The sequence below is a fragment of the Isoptericola sp. NPDC057559 genome, from assembly GCF_042801555.1.
Taxonomy (GTDB): domain Bacteria; phylum Actinomycetota; class Actinomycetes; order Actinomycetales; family Cellulomonadaceae; genus Isoptericola.
The window spans coordinates 1-25429 of record NZ_JBHVFQ010000034.1 but is presented as its reverse complement, the minus strand read 5'-3'; the positions used below and the strand labels follow the sequence as shown (position 1 = coordinate 25429).

General features: G+C 72.8%; 18 protein-coding genes. 17 read left to right on the top strand and 1 reads right to left on the bottom strand.

The features are described 5' to 3' along the window. Positions 1-79: 79 nt before the first annotated feature. The 8 genes from pulA to ACFU5J_RS20005 all read left to right on the top strand — a co-directional run bounded on the left by pulA (position 80) and on the right by ACFU5J_RS20005 (position 13081). The gene (pulA, locus tag ACFU5J_RS20040; protein ID WP_430579892.1) at positions 80-5971 is read left to right on the top strand and encodes a pullulanase-type alpha-1,6-glucosidase; all 5892 of its coding nucleotides are present in this window, start codon (positions 80-82) and stop codon (positions 5969-5971) included. A 39-nt stretch (positions 5972-6010) separates the two neighbouring features. Then, the gene (locus ACFU5J_RS20035) at positions 6011-6346 is read left to right on the top strand and encodes an ArsR/SmtB family transcription factor (protein ID WP_430574710.1); all 336 of its coding nucleotides are present in this window, start codon (positions 6011-6013) and stop codon (positions 6344-6346) included. Beyond that, positions 6346-6858: an SRPBCC domain-containing protein gene (locus ACFU5J_RS20030; RefSeq protein WP_430579891.1), complete on the top strand. Its 513-nt coding sequence runs from the start codon at positions 6346-6348 to the stop codon at positions 6856-6858. The genes ACFU5J_RS20035 and ACFU5J_RS20030 overlap by 1 nt, the downstream gene beginning before the upstream one ends. 10 nt (positions 6859-6868) lie before the next feature. Beyond that, the gene (locus ACFU5J_RS20025) at positions 6869-8086 is read left to right on the top strand and encodes an ROK family transcriptional regulator (RefSeq protein WP_430574712.1); all 1218 of its coding nucleotides are present in this window, start codon (positions 6869-6871) and stop codon (positions 8084-8086) included. Beyond that, entirely contained in the window at positions 8083-8814 is a 732-nt protein-coding gene (locus ACFU5J_RS20020) for an ATP-binding cassette domain-containing protein (RefSeq protein ID WP_430574713.1), read from the top strand. The genes ACFU5J_RS20025 and ACFU5J_RS20020 overlap by 4 nt, the downstream gene beginning before the upstream one ends. Before the next feature lie 143 nt (positions 8815-8957). Then, positions 8958-10505 carry a multiple monosaccharide ABC transporter ATP-binding protein gene (mmsA, locus tag ACFU5J_RS20015; RefSeq protein ID WP_430574714.1) on the top strand — a complete coding sequence of 516 codons (1548 nt, stop codon included), beginning with the start codon at positions 8958-8960 and terminating at the stop codon, positions 10503-10505. Between the two features lie 41 nt (positions 10506-10546). Next, positions 10547-11833, top strand: a complete 1287-nt coding sequence (mmsB, locus tag ACFU5J_RS20010; protein ID WP_430579890.1) for a multiple monosaccharide ABC transporter permease — start codon at positions 10547-10549, stop codon at positions 11831-11833. 144 nt (positions 11834-11977) lie between these two features. Continuing rightward, entirely contained in the window at positions 11978-13081 is a 1104-nt protein-coding gene (locus ACFU5J_RS20005) for a substrate-binding domain-containing protein (protein WP_430574716.1), read from the top strand. Between the two features lie 76 nt (positions 13082-13157). On the opposite strand, the gene purU is transcribed toward ACFU5J_RS20005, so the two are convergent. Continuing rightward, on the bottom strand, positions 13158-14003 hold the full coding sequence (purU, locus tag ACFU5J_RS20000; RefSeq protein ID WP_430579889.1) for a formyltetrahydrofolate deformylase: 846 nt from the start codon (positions 14001-14003) through the stop codon (positions 13158-13160). 69 nt (positions 14004-14072) lie between these two features. Between purU and ACFU5J_RS19995 the strand changes: the two genes are divergently transcribed. From ACFU5J_RS19995 to ACFU5J_RS19955, 9 genes are all read left to right on the top strand, one after another. Further along, positions 14073-14627: a GNAT family N-acetyltransferase gene (locus ACFU5J_RS19995; RefSeq protein WP_430574718.1), complete on the top strand. Its 555-nt coding sequence runs from the start codon at positions 14073-14075 to the stop codon at positions 14625-14627. Beyond that, complete coding sequence (locus ACFU5J_RS19990; protein ID WP_430579888.1) at positions 14624-15703, top strand: LacI family DNA-binding transcriptional regulator; 1080 nt, start codon at positions 14624-14626, stop codon at positions 15701-15703. The genes ACFU5J_RS19995 and ACFU5J_RS19990 overlap by 4 nt, the downstream gene beginning before the upstream one ends. 90 nt (positions 15704-15793) lie before the next feature. Next, on the top strand, positions 15794-17278 hold the full coding sequence (locus ACFU5J_RS19985) for a glycoside hydrolase family 43 protein (RefSeq protein ID WP_430579887.1): 1485 nt from the start codon (positions 15794-15796) through the stop codon (positions 17276-17278). 181 nt (positions 17279-17459) lie between these two features. After that, positions 17460-19112, top strand: coding sequence for a xylulokinase (locus tag ACFU5J_RS19980; RefSeq protein WP_430579886.1), 1653 nt, complete (start codon positions 17460-17462; stop codon positions 19110-19112). Positions 19113-19159: 47 nt separating this feature from the next. After that, on the top strand, positions 19160-19870 hold the full coding sequence (locus ACFU5J_RS19975) for an L-ribulose-5-phosphate 4-epimerase (protein WP_430574722.1): 711 nt from the start codon (positions 19160-19162) through the stop codon (positions 19868-19870). Between the two features lie 77 nt (positions 19871-19947). Continuing rightward, positions 19948-21459 carry an L-arabinose isomerase gene (gene araA / locus ACFU5J_RS19970; RefSeq protein WP_430579885.1) on the top strand — a complete coding sequence of 504 codons (1512 nt, stop codon included), beginning with the start codon at positions 19948-19950 and terminating at the stop codon, positions 21457-21459. Between the two features lie 74 nt (positions 21460-21533). Further along, positions 21534-22553 carry a LacI family DNA-binding transcriptional regulator gene (locus ACFU5J_RS19965; RefSeq protein ID WP_430574724.1) on the top strand — a complete coding sequence of 340 codons (1020 nt, stop codon included), beginning with the start codon at positions 21534-21536 and terminating at the stop codon, positions 22551-22553. Then, positions 22553-24103, top strand: coding sequence for a sugar ABC transporter ATP-binding protein (locus ACFU5J_RS19960; protein ID WP_430579884.1), 1551 nt, complete (start codon positions 22553-22555; stop codon positions 24101-24103). Before ACFU5J_RS19965 ends, ACFU5J_RS19960 begins: the two co-directional genes overlap by 1 nt. Positions 24104-24281: 178 nt before the next feature. Then, positions 24282-25286 carry an ABC transporter substrate-binding protein gene (locus ACFU5J_RS19955; RefSeq protein WP_430574726.1) on the top strand — a complete coding sequence of 335 codons (1005 nt, stop codon included), beginning with the start codon at positions 24282-24284 and terminating at the stop codon, positions 25284-25286. Positions 25287-25429 lie beyond the last annotated feature (143 nt).

Here is a 25429-nt window from a genome sequence, read left to right as displayed (position 1 = left end):
CGTTGCTGCAACCTTGCAGCAACGGTACAGTCGCGTCGGGTCGCGGCCTCGCGCGCCCGGACGACGAAGGAGTCCTCCCATGCATCGTGCTGGACCGGCACCTGCCTCCAGACGGCCCGCGACCCGCACCGCGGCGTCGCTGACCGCCGTCGCACTGACCGTCCCCGCGCTGTCGGCGGGCCTGGCCGGCCTGGCCGTGTCGACGGCCCCGGCGGCCGGCGCCGCGGACCGTACCGCGACGCTGGTCGGGAGCCTGCAGACCGAGCTGGGCTGCGCCCAGGACTGGGACCCGACCTGTGCCGCGTCGGCGCTGGCGCCCGCCGGCGACGGCACGTTCAGCGCCGACGTCGACCTGCCCGCGGGCACGTACGAGTACAAGGTCGCGCTCGACGGGGCGTGGGACGAGTCCTACGGCCGCGAGGGCACGGACGAGAACGCCCCGCTGGTGCTGGGCGGCGACGCGCGCGTGCGCGTCACCTACGACGACGCGACCCACCGCATCGCGCTGACCCCGCTGACGCTGGCGGCCGGGTACGACGACGCCGCGGACGCCGACCTGGTGGTGCCGCCGGTGCGGCAGGCGGGCTCCGACGAGCGGTTCTACTTCGTCATGACGGACCGGTTCGCCAACGGCGACACCGGCAACGACACAGGCGGCATCGAGGGCGACCGGCTGGACCACGGCTTCGACCCGACGGACAAGGGCTTCTACCAGGGCGGCGACATCGCCGGGCTGCGCCAGAGGCTCGACTACGTCGCGGGCCTGGGCACCACCGCGATCTGGCTCACGCCGTCGTTCCTCAACCGGCCCGTGCAGGGCGCGGGTGCCGACGCGAGCGCGGGGTACCACGGCTACTGGATCACCGACTTCACGCGGATCGACCCGCACCTGGGCACCAACGACGAGCTGCGCGCGCTGATCGACGAGGCCCACGCCCAGGGCATCAAGGTCTACTTCGACATCATCACCAACCACACGGCCGACGTCATCGACTACGCCGAGGGCGAGTACGGCTACGTCGACCAGGCCACCTCGCCGTACACCGACGCCGCCGGGACGGCGTTCGACCCGGCCGACGTGGCGGGCAGCGACGACTTCCCGGAGCTGGACGCCGCGACGTCGTTCCCCTACACGCCGGTGGTCGCCCCCGAGGACGCGGACGTCAAGGTCCCCGCGTGGCTCAACGACCCGACGCTCTACCACAACCGCGGCAACTCGACGTGGACGGGGGAGTCGGTGACCTACGGCGACTTCGACGGCCTGGACGACCTCATGACGGAGGACCCGCGCGTCGTGCAGGGCTTCGTCGACGTGTACGACGACTGGATCGACCTGGGCATCGACGGCTTCCGCATCGACACGGTCAAGCACGTGAACCCGGAGTTCTGGGAGACGTGGTCGGCCGAGGTCATGGACTACGCCCACTCCCGCGGCAAGGACGACTTCTTCATGTTCGGCGAGGTGTACGACGCCGACTCCGCGAAGACGTCGCCGTACGTGCGCGACACGGACATGAGCTCCGTGCTCGACTTCTCCTTCCAGGCGGCGGCGACCAGCTACGCGAGCGGCAACAGCGCCCGCGGCCTGGCGAGCCTGTACGCGAGCGACGACCGGTACACGACGCCGACGAGGTCGGCGTCCGCGCTGCCGACGTTCCTCGGCAACCACGACATGGGCCGCGTCGGGTACATGCTCGCCGGCACGGACGAGCCGCTGGCGCGCGACGAGCTCGCCCACGACCTCATGTACCTCACGCGCGGCCAGCCGGTGGTCTACTACGGCGACGAGCAGGGCTTCGCCGGCACCGGCGGCGACAAGGACGCGCGGCAGACGCTGTTCGCCACCCGGGTGGACGCGTACGCCGACCAGCCGCTGGTCACGGGCGAGCAGGCGGGCAGCGTGGACCGGTACGCCACCGACGCCCCGCTGTACGCGCACATCGCCGAGCTCGCGGCGCTGCGCGAGGCGCACCCGGCGCTCGCGACCGGCGCGCAGGTCGAGCGGTACGCGGAGAACGGCGCGGGGATCTACGCCTTCAGCCGGGTGGACCGCGACGAGAAGGTCGAGCACCTGGTGGCCGTGAACAACGCGGCACAGGCCAAGGACGCCACGTTCGCCACCCTCACGCCGGGCGCCACCTACGAGGTGCTGTACGGGGCGCTCGGCGGGGACCATGCGACCGTCACGGCGGACGACGCCGGCGAGATCTCCCTGCGCGTGCCCGCGACGTCGGCCGTCGTGCTGCGCGCGGACCGCGAGGTCGGCGCGGGCTCCGACGGCACGCTCGAGGTCGCCGTCCCCGCGGCGGGCGCGGCCGTGACGGGCACCGCCGCCGTCGCGGCCGACGTCGACGACGACGCGTGGGCGGAGACGTCCTTCGCGTGGCGCGCCGTCGGCACCGACGCGTGGCACGCCCTCGGCACCGCCGAGGACACCACGCCCCGGGTCTTCCACGACACGAAGGGCCTGGCCGAGGGCACGCTGGTGGAGTACCGCGCCGTGACGCAGGACGCCGACGGCGACCGCACCGCCTCCTCGACCTTCGCGTCGGTGGGCGTGGACGTCTCCGGGACCGCCGGGGACGCCGAGCCCGAGCCCGACGTCGACACGGTCGTCGTGGCGGGCAGCCACAACAGCGAGATGGGCTGCGCCGGCGACTGGACCCCGGACTGCGAGGGTGCGCGCCTGACGAAGCGCCCCGACGGCGTGTGGGCCGGCACCTTCGACCTGCCCGCCGGCGACTACGAGTACAAGGTCGCGGTGAACGGGTCCTGGGCCGTCAACTACGGCGTCGGGGGGGTGCGCGACGGCGGCAACGCCGCGTACTCCCACGACGGCGGCAAGGTCACCTTCTACTGGGACCCGGTGAGCCACGACTTCTCGTCCACCGCGCAGGGCCCGGTCGTGACGCTGGCCGGGTCGTTCCAGGACCAGGTCGGCTGCCGGAGCGGTACGGGGGAACCGGCGTCGTGGGCGCCCGACTGCCTCGCGTCGTGGCTGCGGGACCCGGACGGCGACGGCACGTACACGTGGTCCACGGACAAGCTGGCCGCGGGCGCGTACGAGGCGAAGGTGGCGCACGGTCTCAGCTGGGCCGAGAACTACGGCGTCGGCGGCGCGCGCGACGGCGCCAACTACTCCTTCAGCGTGGGCGACGGCGAGACGGTGGCGTTCTCCTACGACCTCGCCACCCACGTGCTGGAGATCGGCGTCGAGAACCCGCCCCTGCCCGGCGCCGGGCAGCAGGCCGCGCACTGGGTCCGCCAGGGCCTCGTGCTCGCGCCCGGGAACCTCGGGTCCGGCGACGGCTGGACGCTGTGGACGGCGCCGGAGGGCGGCCTGGCGGTCGTCGACGGCCAGGTCCGCGGGACGGACGGCGGCGACCTCCCCGACGGGGCCGCGTCCTACGACCTGACGGCGGCCGGGGACGTGCCCGACGACGTCGCGCGCGACTTCCCGGCGCTCGCGGGCCATACGGCGCTCGCGCCGGTGGGCGACGACGGGGAGCCGCTGGGCCGCGCCGCGGCCGAGAAGCTCCTCACCGGCCAGCTGCTCGTGACGCGGGAGTCGGGCGACGGGCTCACGGCCGCCACCGGCGTGCAGGTCCCGGGGGTCCTCGACGACCTGTACAGCAAGGCGGCGTCGAAGCGTACGTTCGGCGTGGAGGCACACCCCAGCGGCAGGTGGGCGTCGTTCGCGCTGTGGGCGCCGACGGCGAAGGACGTCGACGTGCTGGTCTGGCCCGCCGGCCGTGACCTGGGTGCCGACCCCGAGCGGTTCGACGCGGTCCGGGAGCGGGACGGCTCGTGGACGCTCGACGGGAAGAAGGCCGCGAAGCGGCTGGCCTGGAGCGGCGCCCGGTACCGGTACGCGGTGCGCGTGTACGTGCCGAGCACGGGGAAGGTCGAGACGAACGTCGTCACGGACCCGTACTCGCACGCCCTCACGCTCGACTCGACGCACTCGGTGGTCGTGGACCTCGACGACAGGGCGTGGCAGCCGAAGGTCTGGCGCACCACCCCGCAGCCGGTGGTCGAGCGGGCCGTGGACCAGACGATCTACGAGCTGCACGTGCGCGACTTCTCGATCTCCGACGAGACGGTGCCGGCGAAGGAGCGCGGCACGTATCTGGCGTTCGCGCAGAAGCGCTCGGACGGCATGCGGCACCTGCGCGAGCTGGCGGACGCCGGCATGACGACGGTGCACCTGCTGCCCACGTTCGACATCGCGACGATCCCCGAGGACCGCGCGGACCAGGCGACCACGGGCGACCTGTCCGGGTTCGCGCCCGACGGCGAGGAGCAGCAGGCGGCGGTCGCCGAGGTCGCGGCGGGCGACGGCTTCAACTGGGGCTACGACCCGCTGCACTACAGCGTGCCCGAGGGCTCGTACGCCGTGGCGGCGGACGGTGGCGCGCGCGTGGCCGAGTTCCGCACGATGGTGGGCTCGCTGCACGACGCGGGCCTGCAGGTGGTGCTGGACCAGGTGTTCAACCACACGGCGGCGAGCGGGCAGGACGCGAAGAGCGTGCTGGACCGGGTCGTGCCGGGCTACTACCAGCGGCTGAACCCCACGACCGGGGCGGTCGAGACCAGCACGTGCTGCCAGAACGTGGCCACGGAGCACGCGATGGCCGAGCAGCTCATGGTCGACTCGGTGGTCACGTGGGCCCGCGACTACAAGGTGGACGGCTTCCGCTTCGACCTCATGGGCCACCACTCGCGGGAGAACATGCTCGCCGTGCGGCGGGCCCTCGACGCCCTGACGGTGCGCAGGGACGGCGTCGACGGCTCGGCGGTCTACCTCTACGGCGAGGGCTGGAACTTCGGCGAGGTCGCTGACGACGCCCTGTTCACGCAGGCCACGCAGGGGCAGCTGGGCGGCACCGGGATCGGGACGTTCAGCGACCGGCTGCGGGACGCGGTGCACGGCGGGTCGCCGGTCGACGGCGGCTCGCGGTTCGCGCAGGGCTTCGGCACGGGCCTGTTCACGGACCCGAACGGCCGCGAGGCCAGCGCGGGGAACGGCGGCAGCGTCAACGACGGTTCCGACGACGAGCGCGCCGACCTCGGCCACCAGACGGACCTGGTGCGCCTGGGCCTGGCGGGCAACCTGCGCGACCTCGCGTTCCGGGCGTCGGACGACGGGGCCGGCGAGACGACGCGGGGCGAGGACCTCGACTACCGCGGCGCCCCCGCGGGGTACGCGGACTCGCCGGAGGAGGTGGTCACGTACGTCGACGCGCACGACAACGAGACGCTCTTCGACCTGCTGACGCTGAAGCTGCCGCGGGAGACGTCGATGCGCGACCGCGTGCGGATGAACACGGTGTCGCTGGCGACGACGGCCCTGGCCCAGACCCCGTCGTTCTGGCACGCGGGCACGGACCTGCTCCGCTCGAAGTCGCTGGACCGCAACTCCTACGACTCGGGCGACTGGTTCAACGCGATCGACTGGTCGGGGCGGGACAACGGCTTCGGCCGCGGCCTGCCGCCGGCGGCGGACAACTCCGACGCCTGGCCGGTCATGGCCCCGCTCCTCGCGGACCCGGCGCTCAAGCCGGCGCCTTCGGACATCGCGACGGCCTCGACGGCGTCGCGCGAGCTGCTCGAGCTGCGCTCGTCGACGGACCTGTTCCGGCTGGGCAGCGCCCGGCTGATCGAGCAGAAGGTGTCGTTCCCGGGCTCCGGCCCGGACGCGACCCCGGGCGTGGTCGCCATGGCGGTGGACGACACGGTGGGCCGCGACGTCGACCGCCGGCTGGACGGGCTGCTGACGGTCTTCAACGCCTCGCCGAAGGCCGTGACGCTCGACCTGTCCGAGCTCGCGGGGCGCGGCTTCCGGCTGTCGGCGGTGCAGCGGTCGGGCGCCGACCCGGTCGTGAAGCAGACACGGTGGGACGCCCGGACGGGCACGGTCACCGTGCCCGCGCGGACCGTCGCGGTGCTGGAGGACCCGCACGGGCGATGACGGTGGCGAGCGCGAAGGGTAAGGAGTAACTTACCGTTCGTGGCTGCTTACCAAGAGGCTCTCGACGCGCTCGGCGACCCGACCCGCCGGGCCGTCGTGGAGCACCTGGCCGCCGGCCCCGCCTCCGTCGCGGAGGTGGCCGCCGCGCTGCCCGTGAGCCGCCCGGCCGTGTCGCAGCACCTGCGGGTGCTGCGCGCGGCCGGGCTCGTCGCCTTCGAGACCGTGGGCACCCGTCACCTGTACCGCCTCGACGCGGCCGGGTTCGACGCCCTGCGCGCGTGGCTCGACGGCTTCTGGTCGGACGTGCTGGGCGCCTTCGCCGCCCACGCCGACGAGGCTGCCGGCAGCGGTGCCGGCAGGGAGGGAGGGGCATGATGTCCACCGACGACGTGCTGCGCAGGTCCGTCACCGTCACGCCGGGCCCGGAGGACGCGTTCCGGCTGTTCACCGCGGGCCTGGGGGAGTGGTGGCCGCTCGCCACCCACTCCGTGGGCCGCGAGGGCTCCCGTGGCGTGGTGCTCGAGCCCGGCGTGGGCGGCCGGCTCGTGGAGACGCTCCCGGACGGCGGCGCCGCCGTCTGGGGCACCGTCACCGCATGGGACCCGCCCCGGCGGGTCGCGTTCACGTGGCACCCGGGCACGCCGGAGGCCGAGGCGACCCAGGTCGAGGTGACGTTCCGGCCGGACGGGTCCGGGACGGTCGTCGAGCTCGCCCACTCGGGGTGGGCGCGCCGGGCGGACGGCGACCGGGCGCGGGTCTCGTACGGCTCCGGGTGGCGGCTCGTGCTGGGCGCGTTCGCCGAGCGCGCGGGTACATTGCCTTCAGAGGGTGAAGAAAAGCAGGGGCAGGCCGGACCGGAGCGCGGTGCGCCTCGCGCCCAGCCCTAGACTGCGGGTCGTGAGAGGACGGGTGCCGATGGCGGGATCGCAGTCCTCGTTGCGCGAGGCCAACCGCGCCCGGGTGGTCGAGGCGGTCAAGCGGCACGGCGGGCTGACGCAGGTCGAGCTCGCGGGGGCCACGGGGCTGTCGCAGGCGTCGATCTCGACGATCGTCAAGGAGCTCGTCGCCGCCGAGCTGTTCGACGTCCGCAACACCGTCCGCTCGGGGCGGCGCGCCCAGCTCGTCACGCTCGCGCACCAGACCGGCCTCGTGTCGGGCGTCGTCGTCGGCCGGCGGCAGCTCAAGGTCGCCGTCGCCGACGTCTCGCACGAGGTGCTCGCCGAGCAGGTCATGCCGCTCGCGGACGCGCACCGCGCGGACACCAGCCTCGACCGGGTGGCGCTCCTGATCGTGGAGCTCCTGGACCGCCTGGGCACCGCGATGGACGAGCTCCAGGGCATCGGGGTGGCGCTGCCGGCGCCCGTCGACGCCGCCACGGGGCAGGTCTCCGTGCGTGGCGTGCTGCGGGGCTGGGACAACGTCCCGGTCGCCCAGGTGCTGACGAAACGGCTCGCCAGGCCCGTGTTCGTGGACAACGACGCCAACCTCGGCGCGCTGGCGGAGAGCACGCTCGGCGCGGCCCGCGAGGCCCGCGACGCGATCTACGTGCGCGTCGGCCACGGCGTCGGCGCGGGGATCGTGATCGGCGGCCGCGTGCACCGCGGCGTCGCCGGGACGGCGGGGGAGATCGGCCACGTCCAGGTGGATCCGGCGGGCCGGATCTGCAGCTGCGGCAGCCGCGGGTGCCTCAACACCGTGGTCGGCGAGGAGGCCCTGCTGGAGGCCCTGCGCACCAGCCACGGGTCGCTCACCCTGCGCGACGTCGTCCGGCTCGCGAACGACGACGACCCGGGGTGCCGCTCGCTCGTGCGCGACGCGGGCGCCACCGTCGGCCGCGTCGTCGCGAACGTCGCGACCGCGTTCAACCCGGAGCGGATCGTCGTGGGCGGCGAGCTCGCGGAGACCGGGGACTTGTTCCTCGAGCCGTTCCGCGAGATGGTCCAGCGCCAGTCGGTGCTCCAGCAGGCCGAGCCGCCGGTGGACGTCGTCGCCGCCCAGCTCGGCACCCGCGCGGAGCTCGAGGGCGCGTTGTCCCTCGTCCTGCAGCACATCGACGTCTTCGAGACCCGGGAGGGCATGGCCCTCCCCCCGCAGCCCCAGGAGGAACTGCTGTGAGCGGCCGTCCGCCCGTCCTCGCGCTCCGGAAGGTGAGCAAGTTCTTCGGCGCCGTCGAGGCGCTGGTCGACGTCGACCTGACCCTGCACGCCCACGAGGTGGTCGCCCTCGTGGGCGACAACGGGGCGGGGAAGTCGACCCTCGCCAAGGTGGTCGCGGGAGTCCTGTCCCCCGACTCCGGGCAGGTCGAGATCGACGGCGAGCAGGTGACGATCCCGTCGCCCTCCGCCGCCAACAAGCTGGGCATCGCCAGCGTGTTCCAGGAGCCCGCGCTCCTGGAGAACCTGGACGTCACCGCCAACGTGTTCCTGGGCCAGGAGATGGCCCGTTCGGGCGTGCTCCGCGAGGACGAGATGGTGGAGCGGACCCGCGAGCTGCTGCGGAACCTCACCGTGCGCATCCCTGCCGTCGACACGCCGCTGCGGCACCTCTCGGCGGGCCAGCGGCAGGCCGTGGCGATCGCGCGGACGCTGGTCGGCTCGCCCCGGATCGTCGTCCTCGACGAGCCCACGGCCGCGCTCTCGGTGGCGCAGACGGCCGAGGTGCTGACGTACATCGAAAGCCTGCGTGACCTGGGGCTCGGCGTCATCCTCATCAGCCACAACCTCAACGACGTGCGCGCCGTCGCGGACCGCGTCGAGGTGCTGCGGCTGGGCCGGAACAACGGCTCGTTCCCCGCGACGACCAGCCACGAGCGGCTGATCGCGGCGATCACGGGCGCCGTCTGAGCCGTTACCGGGTTGCAACCTGATCCTTGTCTTCATTAGTTGACGACAAGATTGGTCCAGGTCTAGCGTCTCCGGTGCCCGAACGGAGAAGTCGGGTACCAGAGCGGCCACCGAGGGCTCGCTCGTGCTTCGAAGGAGACGCGATGCCCGATCGCCACGCACTGCTCGAGATGCGGTCGATCACCAAGGAGTTCCCGGGTGTCCGCGCGCTGGACGAGGTCTCGCTCGTGGTCAAGGCGGGGGAGATCCACGCCATCTGCGGCGAGAACGGCGCCGGCAAGTCGACGCTCATGAAGGTCCTGTCGGGCGTCTACCCGCACGGCACCTACGACGGCGAGATCTGGTACCAGGGCGCCGAGGTCGCGTTCAAGGACATCCGCTCCAGCGAGCAGGCCGGCATCGTGATCATCCACCAGGAGCTCGCGCTGATCCCGGAGCTCTCGGTCACGGAGAACATCTTCCTCGGCAACGAGGTCCGCGGGCGGCTCGGCATCGACTGGGACCAGGCGCGTCGCCAGGCCACGGAGCTCCTCGCACGGGTCGGCCTGCGGACGTCGCCCGACACGCTCATCAAGAACATCGGCGTCGGCCAGCAGCAGCTCGTCGAGATCGCCCGGGCCCTGGCCAAGGACGTCAAGCTCCTCATCCTCGACGAGCCCACCGCGGCCCTGAACGAGGACGACTCCGAGCACCTGCTGGACCTGCTGCGCGGCCTGCGCTCCAAGGGCCTGACCAGCATCATGATCTCCCACAAGCTGAACGAGATCGAGGAGATCGCCGACTCGATCACGATCATCCGCGACGGCCGGTCGGTCGAGACGCTCGACGTCCGCGCGGGCGAGATCAACGAGGACCGCATCATCCGCGGGATGGTGGGCCGGTCCCTCGAGTCCCGCTTCCCCGAGCACACGCCGAAGATCGGTCAGACGTTCTTCGAGGTCGAGGGCTGGACCGTGGAGCACCCCGAGGTGCCCGGCCGCCTCGTCTGCAAGGAGTCGGCGTTCTCGGTCCGGCGCGGCGAGATCGTCGGCTTCGCCGGCATCATGGGCGCCGGCCGCACCGAGCTGGCGCGCTCGATCTTCGGCCGCAGCTACGGCCGGTTCCTGGGCGGGACGCTCCGGATGGACGGCAAGGAGATCTCCGTCCCCGACGTCCTGTCCGCGATCCGGCACCGCATCGCCTACGTCTCCGAGGACCGCAAGACCCTCGGCCTGAACCTCCTCGACTCGATCAAGGAGACGGTGATCGCGGCGAACCTGGCGCGGGTGTCGTCCGGGCCGGTCATCGACGACGACAAGGCGTTCCTCGCGGCCGAGGAGTACCGCAAGTCGCTGTCGATCAAGGCCCCCGACGTCCGGCGCGGCGTGTCCACCCTGTCCGGCGGCAACCAGCAGAAGGTGCTGCTCGCGAAGTGGATGTTCACGGAGCCCGAGCTGCTCATCCTCGACGAGCCCACCCGCGGCATCGACGTCGGCGCCAAGTACGAGATCTACGGTCTCATCCAGCGCCTCGCCGACGAGGGCAAGGGCGTGGTCGTGATCTCCTCGGAGCTCCCCGAGCTGCTCGGCCTGTGCGACCGGATCTACACGGTCTTCGAGGGGCGTGTGACCGGCGAGGTGTCCCGCGAGGACGCCACGCAGGAAGAGCTCATGCGACTCATGACCGGCGCCCCCGCGACCGCGGCCCGCTGACCCACCGACCCGAACCCACGGAAACGAAGGAACCTACGACGATGTCGTCACTCAAGCAGCTGTTCGGCGGAGGCCTCCGGCAGTACGGCATGGTGATCGCGCTGCTGGCGCTCATCGTGTTCTTCCAGATCGCCACCGGCGGCAAGGTCCTCACGGCGTCGAACGCGCAGAACATCATCATCGGCAACTCGTACATCCTGATCCTCGCGATCGGGATGGTGCTCGTGATCATCGCCGGGCACATCGACCTGTCGGTCGGATCGGTGGCCGCGGTCACGGGCATCATCGTGGCCATCGCGCTGCGCGACTGGGGCATCCCGTGGTGGGCGGGCATCCTCCTCGGGCTCGCCGTGGGCGCGGTGATCGGCGCCTGGCAAGGCTTCTGGGTGGCGTACGTCGGCATCCCCGGCTTCATCACCACCCTGGCCGGCATGATGCTGTTCCGCGGGCTCAACCAGTACATCGGCCAGTCGAACACCGTCCCGGTCCCGACCCAGCTCCAGCAGCTCGGCGCCGGCTACCTGCCCGAGTGGGGCCCGAACACCGGCCTCAACAACTCGACGCTGCTGCTCGGCGTCCTCGCGATCGTGGCCGTGGTCTGGTCCGAGCTGCGCCGCCGGGCCCGCGCCCTGCGCCTCGGCATCGAGCCGGTCCCCGTGCCGGTCTCCGTGGTGCGCCTGGTGGTCGTGGCCGCGGTGATCGCGTACGTCACGTTCCTGTTCGGCTCGGGCCGGTACGGCACCTCGTTCCCGATCCCGGGCGTCGTGCTCGCCGTGCTGGTCATCCTCTACAACTTCATCGCGTCGCGGACCGTCGGCGGCCGCCACGTCTACGCCGTCGGCGGCAACCGTGCCGCCGCCGCGCTGTCGGGCGTGAACATCCGCCGCACCAACTTCTTCGTGATGATGAACATGTCCATCCTCGCGGCGCTCGCGGGCATGGTCTTCGTGGGGCGCGCCACGGCGTCCGGCCCCTCGGACGGCAACATGTGGGAGCTCGACGCCATCGCCGCCGTCTTCATCGGTGGCGCCGCGGTCTCCGGCGGCGTCGGCACGGTCGTCGGCTCCGTCATCGGTGGTCTGGTCATGGCCGTCCTCAACAACGGCCTGCAGCTCATGGGCGTCGGCTCGGACATGACCCAGATCATCAAGGGCCTCGTGCTCCTCGTCGCCGTCGCGTTCGACGTGCACAGCAAGGTCAACGGGCGCCCCTCCATCATCGGCCTCTTGTTCCCGGGCCGACGCGACAAGGGCGCGGGCTCCGGTCCGGGCGCCGAGGCGTCGCAGCCGAGCGCCCCGGTCGCCGAGGGTGCCACCTCGACCCCCTGACCAACCCACGACGCGGCCGCCGGGGCCGGTCAGGCCCCGGCGGTCTCACCCCGCACCACCCCGGCTCCACCTCTGCTCCACCCCAGGACAGCTCCGTCCAGACCGGCGCCCGACGATGGGCGCCTGCACAGAAAGTTGGACAGCATGAAGATCAAGCTCACTTCGGCGATCGTCGCCTTCGCTGCCGTGGGAGCGCTCACGCTCTCCGGCTGCGGCTCCTCGGACCGCGGTGGCGACACCGCCGGCGGCGGCGAGAGCGCGGCCGCCGGCTTCGAGGAGGGCGCGACCATCGGCGTCGCCCTCCCGCAGAAGACCTCGGAGAACTGGGTCCTCGCCGAGAACCTGTTCAACGACGGCCTGACCGAGGCCGGCTACAAGCCGATCGTGCAGTTCGCGAACGGTGGCGTCTCGGAGCAGCAGAACCAGATCCAGGCCATGATCGAGCAGGGCGCCAAGGTCATCGTCGTCGGCGCCATCGACGGCTCGCAGCTCGGCTCGCAGCTGAAGGCCGCGCACGACCAGGGCATCAAGGTCGTCGCGTACGACCGCCTGCTGCAGAACACCGACGCCGTCGACGTCTACGAGGCGTTCGACAACTTCCACGTCGGCGAGCTGCAGGGCCAGTCCCTCCTCGAGGGCCTCAAGGACCGCAAGGGCGAGGGCCCGTACAACGTCGAGCTCATCTCCGGCTCGCCGGACGACGCCAACTCGAAGCCGTTCTTCGAGGGCGCGATGAGCGTGCTGAAGCCGAAGATCGACGACGGCACCCTCGTGGTGAAGTCGGGCCAGACCACGCAGCAGCAGACGGCGACCCAGGGCTGGAAGGCGGAGAACGCCCAGAACCGCATGGACACGATCCTGTCGGGCAGCTACAAGGACGAGGACATCGACGGCATCCTGTCCCCGAACGACACGCTGGCGCGTGCCGCGCTCACCTCGGCCAAGCAGGCCGGCAAGGACGTCCCGGTCGTCACGGGCCAGGACTCCGAGGTCGAGTCGGTGAAGTCGATCATGGCGGGCGTGCAGTACTCCACCATCTACAAGGACACCCGCAAGCTCGTCGCCGCGACGATCGACGCCGTCGACTCGTACCAGGCCGGTGAGGACGCCGAGGTCAACGACACCAAGTCCTACGACAACGGCGTCAAGGTGGTCCCGGCCAACCTGCTCGAGCCGGTCATCGTGACCAAGGACAACGCCGAGGAGACCTACGCGGGCGACCCGACCCTCGAGGACGTCTTCAAGTAAGCCCTCGCCGGGCCGCGCGGCCTGACGACGACGGCGGGCCGTACCCCCTGCGGGGGGTGCGGCCCGCCGTCGTCCCTCAGCGGAAGACGACCGTGCGGTGGCCGTCGAGCAGCACGCGGTGCTCGGCGTGCCACCGGACGGCGCGGGCCAGGGTGCGGCGCTCCACGTCCTCGCCGAGGGCGACGAGGTCGGCGACGGCCCGCGAGTGGTCCACGCGCTCGACGTCCTGCTCGATGATCGGGCCCTCGTCGAGGTCGCCCGTGACGTAGTGCGACGTCGCGCCGATGAGCTTCACGCCGCGGTCGTGGGCCTGCGCGTACGGGCGCGCGCCCTTGAAGCTCGGCAGGAACGAGTGGTGGATGTTGATGACCTTGCCCTGGAGGTCCCGGCACAGCTCGTCGGACAGGATCTGCATGTAGCGCGCGAGGACGACCAGCTCGACGTCGAGCTCGGCGACCAGCTCGCGCAGCCGGCCCTCCGCCTGCGCCTTGGTGTCCTTCGTGACCGGCACGTGGTGGAACGGCTTCCCGTAGAAGGCGGCCATGTCGGCCAGGTCGGGATGGTTGCCGACCACGCCCACGACGTCGACCGGCATGTCCTGGTAGCGCTCGCGGTAGAGCAGGTCGACCAGGCAGTGAGGCGCCCTGCTGACCAGCACCAGCGTGCGCAGGCGCCGACCGACGGCGTCCAGCTCCCACGTCATGCCGAACCGCTCCGCGACGGGGGCGAGCGCCGCCGCGAGGGCGTCGCGGCCCGCGTCCGCCGCCACCTGCACGCGCATGAAGAACAGCCCCGACGCCGGGTCGCCGAACTGCTGCGACTCGGTGATGTTCCCGCCGTGCTCGGCCAGCACGCCCGCCACCGCGTGCACGATGCCCGGGCGGTCGGGGCAGGAGAGCGTCAGAACCCATTCGGTGGTCACCGGACCATTGTGGCCGACGGCTCCCGCCGCGCGACGACACGTCCGCCGTCCGTCTGCGACGATGTGTCCATGAGCGAGGCACCAGGCACCGACGCCCAGGAAGTCGAGCACGAGGAGGCGGCGGACACGCTGCGGATCGCGCTCGTCGACGACGCCCACGCGGGCGAGCTGCTGACCCTGCGCCGGGCGGCGTTCGTCAGCGAGGCGCAGCTCTACGACGACCCGCACATCCCCCCGCTGACGCAGACGCTGCACGAGCTGCGCGACGACATGGCGCGCGACGACGTCGTGACGGTCGGCGCGTGGGAGGGCCACCGCCTGGTGGGCTCGCTCCGCCTGGAGATCGAGGGGGCCCGGGCCACGCTCGGGCGCCTGGCCGTGGCGCCGGACCAGCAGGCCAAGGGCATCGGCACGTCGCTGATGTTCGCGATCCTGCAGTTCCTGCCGTCCGAGGTGACCGAGGTCTGGGCCTTCACCGGCAAGGACTCCAAGAAGAACCTCGCCATGTACACCAAGCACGGCTACGAGGAGCAGTACGAGCGCGCGGCCGGCAAGCTCACGCTCACCTACCTGCGCCGGGTGCTCGACGAGGTCGACGCGAGGAACGCGGCCGAGGAGCGATGACCGACGGCGACGGACGGGCCGCGCGACCTCGGTCGCGCGGCCCGTCCATGGCCGACGTCGCGGCCGTCGCGGGGGTCTCGCACCAGACCGTCTCCCGCGTCCTGAACGACCACCCGAGCGTGCGCGGCGAGACGCGCCAGCGGGTGCTGGACGCCATCGCGACCCTCGGCTACCGGCGCAACAGCGCCGCCCGCGCCCTGGCGACCGCGCGCTCGACGACGCTCGGCGTCGTCACGACGGGCTCGGCGCTGTTCGGGCCGACCAGCACGCTCATCGCGATCGAGGGCGCGGCGCGCGAGCAGGGGTACTTCGTGTCCCTCGCGTCGCTGCGCCGGTACGACGCCGACGCGATGCACGAGGCGCTGGAGCACTTCATGGACCAGGGCGTCGAGGCGATCGTCGTGATCGCGCCGCAGGACGACGTCGCCGCGGCGGTGGAGTCGTTCCGCGCGCCCGTGCCGGTGCTGGTCGTGGCGGCGCTCGAGCGGCCGCCGCGCGACGCGGGTACCACGGGCGCGGGGCCGACGACCCTCTCGCTCGCGGTGGACCAGCGCGCGGGCGCGCGGGCGGCGACGGACCACCTGCTCGACCTCGGCCACCGTGACGTCCTGCACGTGGCCGGGCCGCAGGACTGGTTCGACGCGCGCGAGCGGGCAGCCGGGTGGCGCGAGGCGCTCACCGCCCGGGGGATCGTTCCGAGCCGGCCGCGGCTCTGCTCGTGGTCGGCGGAGGACGGGTACGCGGCGGGCCGCGACCTGGCGGAGGCGATCGCCGCGCAGGAGGGGCCCACCGCGGTGTTCGCCGGGAACGACCAGCTCGCGCTCGGCGTCCTGCGCGCCTTCTGGGAGCGCGGCGTCTCGGTGCCCGACGACGTGTCGGTGGTGGGCTTCGACGACGTGGCCGGGGCCGCGTACTTCGTGCCGCCGCTGACCACGGTGCGCCAGCCGTTCGCCGAGCTGGGGGAGCGCAGCGTGGCCATGGTGGTCGCGGCGCTCGGCGCCGGCCCGGTGCCGACGGAGCGGATCGAGCCGACGCTCGTGGTCCGCTCGACCACGGCACCACCGCCCGCGCGCTGACCGGCGCCGCGGCACCTGACCGTTGACCGCCGTCCCGGCGGGTCGGTAGATTCTCCGCGTCAAGTTCTACATCGTTGTAGAGGAGTGAGGATGCGCAGCACACCGACTCGATGGTCCCGGGTCGTCGCCGCGGGGGCGCTGGTCGCCGCGCTGGTCGGGACGTCGCTCGTGGCCGCCGCCGGCGGCGCGGCCGAGGCAGGACCCGTCCCGACCGGGGCCGCCGTGAGCGGGTCCGCCGTCGCCCAGGCCGTGCTCGCCGGGAAGGGGGCCCCCGGCAGGCCGGCGCGCGAGCTGCCGGCCGCGGGCCTCTCGGTGGCGGGGGAGACGGCGCCCGTCCACGACCCGGCGCTGGTCGTCGACGACGACGGCACGTGGCGCGTGTACTCGACCGGCCTGGTGCACCGCGAGAACGGCGGCACCATCCAGATGTGGTCGAGCCACGACGACGGCGTCACCTGGGCCTACGACGGCACGGTGTGGGACGAGATCCCCGCCTGGATCGACGAGCGCTTCGCGGGCCCCGACGGGCAGGGCGTGCTCCCCGACAACCTGTGGGCGCCGGAGGTCTACGAGCACGACGGCACCTACTACCTCTACTACTCGGCGTCACGGTTCGGCACCAACACGTCCGTGACGGCGCTGGCCACCAACACCACGCTCGACCCGGACGACCCCGACTACGACTGGGTCGACCAGGGGCCCGTGATCAGCTCCCCGGCGGACATCGCGGGCGGCAAGACGTTCAACGCGATCGACGCGGGCATCGTCGAGGGGGCCGACGGCACGCCGTACATGGCGATCGGCTCGTACTGGTACGGCGTCTTCCTCGTGGAGCTCGAGTGGCCCGGCGGCACGCTCGCCCCCGGCGCGCTCGAGAATGCCACCCACCTCGTCGACCGGTTCGTGCCGGGCAACCCCGTCGAGGCGCCGTACGTCTACGCCCACGACGGTTGGTACTACCTCTTCGTCTCCTACGACGCGTGCTGCCGCGGTCTCGACAGCACCTACAGGATCGCGGTGGGCCGGTCGCGCGACGTCACCGGCCCCTACCTCGACAAGGACGGCAAGGACATGCTCGGCGGCGGGGGCACCGTGCTGCTGGAGTCGCACGGCGCCGTCGTGGGCCCGGGCGGCCAGTCCGTGTCCGACGGCGTGCTCGCGTTCCACTACTACGACGCGGCGAACGAGGCGGTCCCCGGCTTCCCGACCCTCGGGCTGCAGCGCCTCGGCTGGCAGGACGGCTGGCCCGTGGTGGACCAGGCCGTCGCGGCGCCGGTCGTGACCGCCGGCCCGCGGGACCAGCGCGTGCGGGCGAGGCAGCCGGCGACGTTCCGCGTCGAGGTGACGGGCGCGCCCGTCCCCGTGGTCACCTGGGAGACGTCCGCCGACGACGGCGCGACCTGGGTCGCCGCCCCGGGCGCCGCTGCTCGTGCCTCCGGTGGGGTCGCGCGCTGGACGATCAAGCACCCCGCCGCCGCGCAGGACGGCACGCTCGTGCGCGCCGTCGTCGCCAACGCGCACGGCACCGTCCGCAGCGATCCGGCGGCCCTGGCCGTCGTCGCGCCGGGCCGGTAGCGCGGGCCCGGCGATCGAGCGTGCTGGCTCGATCCTCATTCCGCACGGATGAGGATCAAGCCAGCACGCTCGATGTCCTCGCGGGTTGGGGCTGGTCCATGTGAGCGCTAACATCGAGTGACGCCCCGACGGGCGGAGCACACCTCGAGGACGCCCGGCAGCGGGCAGGGACGGAGCAGGGATGACGCAGGCGGCGCAGCCGGACGGCACGTCCGCGATCCGGGAGGCGATCGCCGCGGGTCGCACGTCGCTCGGCATCGAGCTCGGGTCCACCAACATCAAGGCGTGCCTGGTGGGCCCCGACCACGAGCCCGTCGCGAGCGGCTCGCACGCGTGGGAGAACGAGCTGTCGGACGGCGTGTGGACCTACTCGCTCGACGCGGTCCACGCCGGGCTGCAGGGCGCGTACGCGGCGCTGGTCGCCGACGTCGAGCGGCGCTACGGCGTGCGCCCCACCACCTACGCGGCGCTCGGCGTCTCGGCGATGATGCACGGCTACCTGCCGTTCGACGCCGACGGCGCGCTCCTCGTCCCGTTCCGCACCTGGCGCAACACCAGCACCGGGCCGGCGGCCGCCGAGCTGTCCGCGCTGTTCGGGTACAACATCCCGCTGCGCTGGTCGATCGCCCACCTCTACCAGGCGATCCTCGACGACGAGCCGCACGTGCCGCAGGTCGCGTCGTTCACCACCCTGGCCGGCTACGTGCACCGCGCGCTGACCGGCCGGCACGTGCTGGGTGTCGGCGACGCCTCGGGCATGTTCCCGATCGACCCCGCCACGGGCGACTACGACGCGCGGATGCTCGAGCAGTTCCGGCACCTGGCCGCGGCCAAGCGCCCCGGGCTGCACGTGGAGGGCCTGCTGCCGCAGGTCCTCACCGCGGGCCAGGACGCCGGCCGGCTCACCGCCGAGGGGGCGACCCTGCTCGACCCCACGGGCGCGCTGCGGCCGGGCGTGCTGCTCTGCCCGCCCGAGGGCGACGCGGGCACCGGCATGGTCGCCACCGGCTCCGTGGCGCCGCGCACGGGCAACATCAGCGCGGGCACCTCGATCTTCGCGATGGTCGTGCTGGAGCAGCCGCTGGCGAGCGTGCACCACGAGCTCGACCTGGTGACGACGCCGGCCGGCGACCTCGTCGCGATGGTGCACTGCAACAACGGCGCCAGCGAGCTCGACGCGTGGGCGGGCGTCTTCGGCCAGTTCGCGGCCGCGCTCGGGCAGCCGGCCGAGCCGGACGCCGTCTTCGGCGCGCTCTTCCGGGCCGCGCTGGACGGCGCGCCCGACGGCGGCGGGCTGCTCGCCTACAACTACCTCGCCGGGGAGCCGATCACCGGCCTCGACGCCGGGCGCCCGCTCGTGGTCCGCACCCCCGACAGCCGGCTCACGCTGGCGAACTTCGCCCGCACGCAGCTCTACGGCGTGTTCGGCACGCTCGCGCTCGGCATGCGCGTGCTGCACGGCGAGGGCGTCGCGATCGACACGATGTTCGCGCACGGCGGCCTGTTCCGGACCGCCGGCGTGGCCCAGCGCCTGCTGGCCGGCGCGATCGACGCCCCCGTGGCCGTCGGGCAGACCGCGGGCGAGGGCGGCGCCTGGGGGATCGCGGTCCTCGCGGCCTACGCCCGCGCGGTCTCCGACGCCGCGGACGCCGCGGCGCGCGACGACGGGGAGGCCGCGCCCGCCCTCGACGCCTACCTCACCGACCGGGTCTTCGCCGGCGTCCGGCTCGACGTCGTCACGCCCGACCCCGCCGACGTCGCCGGCTTCGCGGCGTACCTCGAGCGGTACGCCGCCGGCCTCGCGGTCGAGCGCGCCGCCACCGAAGCGCTCTGAACTGCCGCACCGCCGCCGGCGCCCCGACCACCGCACTGGAGAACCCCATGAGCACCCGCACCGAGGTCCCGACGCACCTGCGCGCCGCCGTCGACGCCGCGAAGGAGAAGGTCGCCGCGCTGCACGCCGAGCTGCCCCGCTGGGAGCTGGTCGTGTGGACCGCCGGCAACGTGTCCGAGCGCGTCCGCGACGAGCGGACCCCCGACGGCTCGGCCGACCTGCTGGTCATCAAGCCGTCCGGCGTCGCCTACGACGACATCACGCCCGCCGCGATGGTCGTGTGCGACCTGGACGGGACCCTCGTCGAGGGCGACCGGTCGCCCTCGTCGGACACCGCCGCGCACGCCTACGTGTACCGGCACATGCCCGAGGTGGGCGGCGTCGTGCACACGCACTCCACGTACGCGACGGCCTGGGCCGCGCGCGCCGAGGAGATCCCCTGCGTCCTCACGATGATGGCCGACGAGTTCGGCGGCCCGATCCCCGTGGGCCCGTTCGCGATCATCGGCGACGACTCGATCGGCCGCGGCATCGTCGAGACCCTGAGCGGTCACCGCAGCCCGGCCGTCCTGATGCGCAACCACGGCCCGTTCACCATCGGCAAGGACGCCCGCGCCGCGGTGAAGGCCGCCGTGATGGTCGAGGAGGTGGCCCGCACCGTGCACGTGTCGCGCCAGCTCGGCGAGCCGCAGCCCATCGCGCAGGAGCACGTCGACTCCCTGTACGCCCGCTACCAGAACGTCTACGGCCAGCGCTGAGCCGGCCGCCCGCCGAACCAGACCTGATCCAGACCTGACCCAGACCTGACCCAGACCTGACCCAGAGAGGGACACCCATGAGCAAGCCGTACGCCGACCGCGAGGTCTGGTTCTTCACCGGCAGCCAGGACCTGTACGGCCCCGAGACGCTGGAGCAGGTCGCCCAGCAGTCGCAGGAGGTCGCCCGCGCGCTCGACGCGTCGTCCGACGTGCCCGCCACCGTCGTGTGGAAGCCGGTGCTCAAGGACGCGGCCTCGATCCGCCGCGCGATGCTCGACGCCAACGCGGACGACAAGGTGCTGGGCGTCATCACCTGGATGCACACCTTCAGCCCCGCGAAGATGTGGATCTCCGGGCTGGACGCGCTGCGCAAGCCGCTGCTGCACCTGCACACGCAGGCGAACGTCGAGCTGCCGTGGGCCGACATCGACTTCGACTTCATGAACCTCAACCAGGCCGCGCACGGCGACCGCGAGTACGCCTACCTCGCCACCCGCCTGGGCGTCGCGCGCACCACCGTCGTCGGGCACGTGTCGAACCCGGCCGTGACCCGCCGCGTCGGCACCTGGGTGCGCGGCGCCGCCGGCTGGGCCGCCACGCACGAGCTGAAGCTCGTCCGCTTCGGCGACAACATGCGCAACGTCGCCGTCACCGAGGGCGACAAGACGGAGGCCGAGCTGCGCTTCGGCGTCTCCGTGAACACGTGGGGCGTCAACGACCTCGTCGCCGCCGTGGACGCCGTCGACGACGCCGCGGTCGACGCGCTCGTCGCGGAGTACGAGGAGCTCTACGACGTGGTCGAGGAGCTGCGCCGCGGCGGCGAGCGGCACGAGTCGCTGCGGTACGCGGCCCGCCAGGAGATCGCGATGGAGGCGTTCCTCGTCGAGCGCGGCGCCAGGGCGTTCACCACGAACTTCGAGGACCTGGGCGCCCTGCGCCAGCTGCCCGGCATCGCCGTCCAGCGGCTCATGGCCCAGGGGTACGGCTTCGGCGCCGAGGGCGACTGGAAGACCGCCGTCCTGGTGCGCGCGGCCAAGGTCATGGGCGAGGGGCTGCCCGGCGGCGCCTCCCTCATGGAGGACTACACCTACGACCTCACTCCCGGCTCCGAGCTCATCCTCGGCGCCCACATGCTCGAGGTATGCCCGTCCCTCACGACGTCCAAGCCCCGCGTGGAGGTCCACCCGCTCGGCATCGGCGGCAAGGAGGACCCGGTCCGCATGGTCTTCGACGCGGACGCCACCGAGGGTGCCGTCGTCGTGTCGTTGGCCGACATGCGCGACCGGTTCCGCCTCACCGCGAACGTGGTCGACGTCGTGCCGCCCACCCACGACCTGCCGAACCTCCCCGTGGCCCGCGCGGTCTGGGCGCCCCGCCCCGACTTCACCACCTCGGCCGAGGCGTGGCTGACCGCCGGCGGCGCGCACCACACGGTGATGTCCACCGCGGCCGGCGTCGAGGCCTTCGAGGTGTTCGCGAACATCGCCCGCACCGAGCTGCTCGTCATCGACGAGTCCACCACCCGCCGCGGCTTCGCCGACCAGGTGCGCTGGAACCAGGTGTACTACCGCCTCGCCCAGGGGCTCTGACCTCACGACCGGCGGTTCGGTAGGCTGACGCCGCCGTGCCGCCGGTCGGCGGACGTACCCGATGGAGGCCCCGCATGGCGAGTCCCGGTGCCGACAAGCCGAACATCCGGCAGGTCGCGCAGCTCGCCGGCGTCTCGCACATGACCGTGTCGCGGGTGCTCAACGACCACCCGTACATCCGGGAGGCCACCCGCCGCCGCGTCCAGGACGCCATCGACGAGCTGGACTACCGCCCGAGCATGACGGCCCGGGCCCTGGCCACCCAGCGCAGCCGCCGCATCGGCGTGCTCGTGGAGAGCGCCGTGGAGTTCGGGCCGACCAGCACGGTGCGCGCCGTCGAGTCCGCCGCCCGCGCCTCCGGCTACGCGGTCAGCTCGGTGCTGCTGCGAGCGGGGGAGGAGATCACCCCCCAGGAGGGCGTCGACCACCTGATCGCGCAGGGCGTCGACGCGCTCTGCGTCGTGGCACCCCGGTCGTCGTCCATCGCGGCGCTGCGCCGCATCGCCGTCGGCGTCCCCGTGCTCGTCGTCAAGCCGGACAAGGACCCGACCTTCCTCACGGTGACCGTGGACCAGAAGGCGGGGACGGCGCTCGCGGTCGACCACCTCGTGTCGCTCGGGCACCGGGACGTCCTGCACCTGGCCGGCCCGCTCGACTGGCTCGACGCCCGGACCCGGGAGCGGGCGTTCCACGCCCGGGCGAAGTCGTGGGGGCTGCGCGAGCGCCCCATCGTCGTCGGCGACTGGACGGCGGACTTCGCCTACGACTTCGCGCGGGGCATCCGCGAGCTGCCGGAGTACACCGCGATCTTCGTCGCGAACGACGACATGGCGGTGGGGCTCGTCCACGGCCTGCACGACCGCGGCTTCTCCGTGCCGGACGACCTCAGCGTCGTCGGCTTCGACGACATCCCCCTGGCGCGGCACGTCATCCCCCCGCTGACCACCGTGCGGCAGAACTTCCACGCCCTGGGCGTCTCGGTCGTCGACGTGCTCCGGGCCGCGATCGAGGAGCGGGAGATCCCCGCGGTGACGCGCATCCCCCCGGAGCTCGTCGCGCGGGCGTCGAGCGCGCCGCCGCGGAAGAACGGCTGATGCGCGCGCAGGTCCCGGCGGCCCCGGTGGTCGAGATGTACGGGATCACGGTGGAGCTCTCGGGCGTGCGGGTCCTCGACGACGTGGACCTGGTGCTGCGCCCCGGCGAGGTGCACGCCCTCATGGGCGAGAACGGCGCGGGCAAGTCGGTCCTCATCGGGGCGCTGACGGGGACGGTGCCGTTCCTCGCCGGGTCGGTGCTGGTCGACGGCGCCCCGACCACGCCGACGGGCGTCGCCCGGAGCCGTGCGGACGGCATCGCGACCGTGTTCCAGGAGACCCACCTGAGCCCGCACCTGACCGTCGCCGAGAACGTGATGATCGGCCACGAGGTGCGCCGCTGGTCCGGCATCGACTGGGGGCGGACCCGGCGGCGGGCGTCGGCGGCGCTCGCCGCGCTCGGGATCGAGGACATCGACCCGCGCGCGCCGCTGTCGTCGCTGTCGCCCGCGACCAAGCAGCTCGTCGCGGTGGCGCGCGCCATCGTCCTCGAGCCGCGGGTGCTGGTGCTCGACGAGCCCACGTCGAGCCTGGACGAGGACGAGGCGGCCCGGCTGCTGGGCGTGGTCCGCCGCCTGCGGGACCAGGGCGTCGCGGTGCTGTTCGTCTCGCACTTCCTCGAGCAGGTCTTCGAGGTGAGCGACCGGATGACGGTGCTGCGCGCCGGCCGGGTGGTGGCGGAGTACCGCACGGCCGAGGTGGAGCGCGCCGAGGTGATCTCGAAGCTGCTCGGCGAGGACATCGACGCCCTGCAGGCGCTGCGGTCCGAGCGGCTCGCGCACCACTACGCGCGGCCCGGGGAGGTCACGCTGCGCGCGGCGGCGATCGGCCGCCGCGGCACCCTCGAGCCCACGGACGTCGAGCTCTCGCGGGGCGAGGTCGTCGGGCTCGCCGGCCTGCGCGGCTCCGGGCGCACGGAGCTGGCCCGCCTGATGAGCGGGGCGGAGCGCGCGGACCGCGGCGAGCTGTGGCTGGACGGCCGGCGCGTGCAGCTGCGGAACCCGGCGGTGGCCCTGCGGCACCGCATCGCCATGTCGAGCGAGGACCTGCGGGGCGACGGGATCGTCGCCGGGCTCACGGTGCGGGAGAACATCGTGCTCGCGCTGCAGGCCCTGAGGGGCTGGTCGCGCCCCTTGTCCCGGGGCGAGCAGGACGCGGTCGTGGACACCTACCTCGACGCCCTGCACCTGTCGGCGGACGACCTGGACCGCCCCGCCGGCGAGATGTCGGGAGGGACCCAGCAGAAGATCCAGCTCGCCCGGCTGCTCGCCACGCGGCCGCACGTCCTGATCCTCGACGAGCCGACGCGCGGCATCGACATCTCCGCGAAGCTCGACATCCAGCGCCGGGTGGCGCGCCTGGCGGGCGAGGGGGTGGCCGTCGTCTTCATCTCCTCCCAGCTGGAGGAGGTGGTGCGCCTCGCCGACCGCATCGTGGTGCTCAAGGACCGCGAGAAGATCGGCGAGCTGAGCAACGGGCCGGGCGTCACGGTGGACACCATCGTCGAGATGATCGCCGCCGACCTGGACGAGTTCGACCCCGAGGCCTGACCGCCCCTCCCACCGGCCCGCGGCGGCGTTACGAGATCGTGACGTCGAATCCTGGACGCCCTCTATGTGACCGGTCACATCCTTCGCTATGTTAGCGGTCACACAAGCCCAGCCGGGTGGGTCGGAGCGGACCCACGGACCGGAAGCACCGGTCGGCCGGCGTCTCGAGGAGGAGACCATGAGCAAGAACTTCCGGCGCGCGAGCGCGGCGCTGCTCGCAGCCCTCACGGCGGCCTCGCTGGTCGCGTGCAGCAGCGAGCAGGCGCCCCAGGGCGGCGGCGACGCCAGCACGGACGCGGGGTCGGGCAGCGACACCATCACCCTCGGCTTCTCCCAGGTCGGGGCGGAGTCCGGCTGGCGCGCGGCCAACACCAAGTCCATCCAGGAGACCCTGACGAAGGACAACGGCTTCGACCTCAAGTTCTCCGACGCGCAGCAGAAGCAGGAGAACCAGATCCAGGCGATCCGGTCCTACATCCAGCAGGGCGTGGACGTCATCGCGTTCTCGCCCGTGGTCGAGACCGGCTGGGACGCCGTGCTCGAGGAGGCCAAGTCCGCCGGCATCCCGGTGATCCTCACCGACCGGGCCGTCGACAGCGAGGACGACTCCCTGTACGAGTCGTTCATCGGCTCCGACTTCGTCGAGGAGGGCAAGCGCGCCGGCGAGTGGGCCAAGGAGCAGTACGACGGGCAGGGCTTCAAGGCCGTCGAGCTGCAGGGCACCACCGGCGCCGCGCCGATGATCGACCGGCAGCAGGGCTTCGCCGACGCGATCAAGGGCAGCGACATCGAGATGATCGACTCGCAGACCGGCAACTTCACCCGCACCGAGGGCAAGCAGGTGATGGAGGGCTTCCTGCAGAAGTACGACGACATCGACCTCGTCTTCGCCCACAACGACGACATGGGCCTGGGCGCGATCGAGGCGATCGAGGCCGCGGGCAAGGTGCCCGGCAAGGACATCAAGATCATCACCGTCGACGGCGTCAAGGACGGCATGCAGGCCCTCGCCGACGGCAAGATCAACTACATCGTCGAGTGCAACCCGCTGCTCGGCCCGGACCTCGCCGAGATCGCGAAGAAGGTCGTGGCGGGCGAGGCCGTCGACAAGCGCATCGTCACCCAGGACGAGGCGTTCGACCAGGAGGCCGCCAAGGCCGCCCTGCCGGACCGGCAGTACTGACCCCGGCGCCGACCACCGATACTGGCGGACGGAACCGCTCCACCGCGTCCCGCGGGGGGGGCGGGGGGGGGGCCCGCCCCCCCCCCCCCCCCCGCCCGGGAGCGGCACGCGGTGGCCGAAAGGCGCCCGCCCCCGCGCCCCCC

What these genes read in the sequence shown, in the direction of transcription:
- mmsB (WP_430579890.1), top strand. Translation starts at nt 10,547, where the DNA reads ATGTCGTCACTCAAGCAGCTGTTCGGCGGAGGCCTCCGGCAGTACGGC.
- ACFU5J_RS19955 (WP_430574726.1), top strand. Translation starts at nt 24,282, where the DNA reads ATGAGCAAGAACTTCCGGCGCGCGAGCGCGGCGCTGCTCGCAGCCCTC.
- ACFU5J_RS19975 (WP_430574722.1), top strand. Translation starts at nt 19,160, where the DNA reads ATGAGCACCCGCACCGAGGTCCCGACGCACCTGCGCGCCGCCGTCGAC.
- ACFU5J_RS20005 (WP_430574716.1), top strand. Translation starts at nt 11,978, where the DNA reads ATGAAGATCAAGCTCACTTCGGCGATCGTCGCCTTCGCTGCCGTGGGA.
- ACFU5J_RS20030 (WP_430579891.1), top strand. Translation starts at nt 6,346, where the DNA reads ATGTCCACCGACGACGTGCTGCGCAGGTCCGTCACCGTCACGCCGGGC.
- ACFU5J_RS19960 (WP_430579884.1), top strand. Translation starts at nt 22,553, where the DNA reads ATGCGCGCGCAGGTCCCGGCGGCCCCGGTGGTCGAGATGTACGGGATC.
- ACFU5J_RS19985 (WP_430579887.1), top strand. Translation starts at nt 15,794, where the DNA reads ATGCGCAGCACACCGACTCGATGGTCCCGGGTCGTCGCCGCGGGGGCG.
- ACFU5J_RS19995 (WP_430574718.1), top strand. Translation starts at nt 14,073, where the DNA reads ATGAGCGAGGCACCAGGCACCGACGCCCAGGAAGTCGAGCACGAGGAG.
- ACFU5J_RS19990 (WP_430579888.1), top strand. Translation starts at nt 14,624, where the DNA reads ATGACCGACGGCGACGGACGGGCCGCGCGACCTCGGTCGCGCGGCCCG.
- mmsA (WP_430574714.1), top strand. Translation starts at nt 8,958, where the DNA reads ATGCCCGATCGCCACGCACTGCTCGAGATGCGGTCGATCACCAAGGAG.
- araA (WP_430579885.1), top strand. Translation starts at nt 19,948, where the DNA reads ATGAGCAAGCCGTACGCCGACCGCGAGGTCTGGTTCTTCACCGGCAGC.
- ACFU5J_RS19965 (WP_430574724.1), top strand. Translation starts at nt 21,534, where the DNA reads ATGGCGAGTCCCGGTGCCGACAAGCCGAACATCCGGCAGGTCGCGCAG.
- ACFU5J_RS19980 (WP_430579886.1), top strand. Translation starts at nt 17,460, where the DNA reads ATGACGCAGGCGGCGCAGCCGGACGGCACGTCCGCGATCCGGGAGGCG.
- pulA (WP_430579892.1), top strand. Translation starts at nt 80, where the DNA reads ATGCATCGTGCTGGACCGGCACCTGCCTCCAGACGGCCCGCGACCCGC.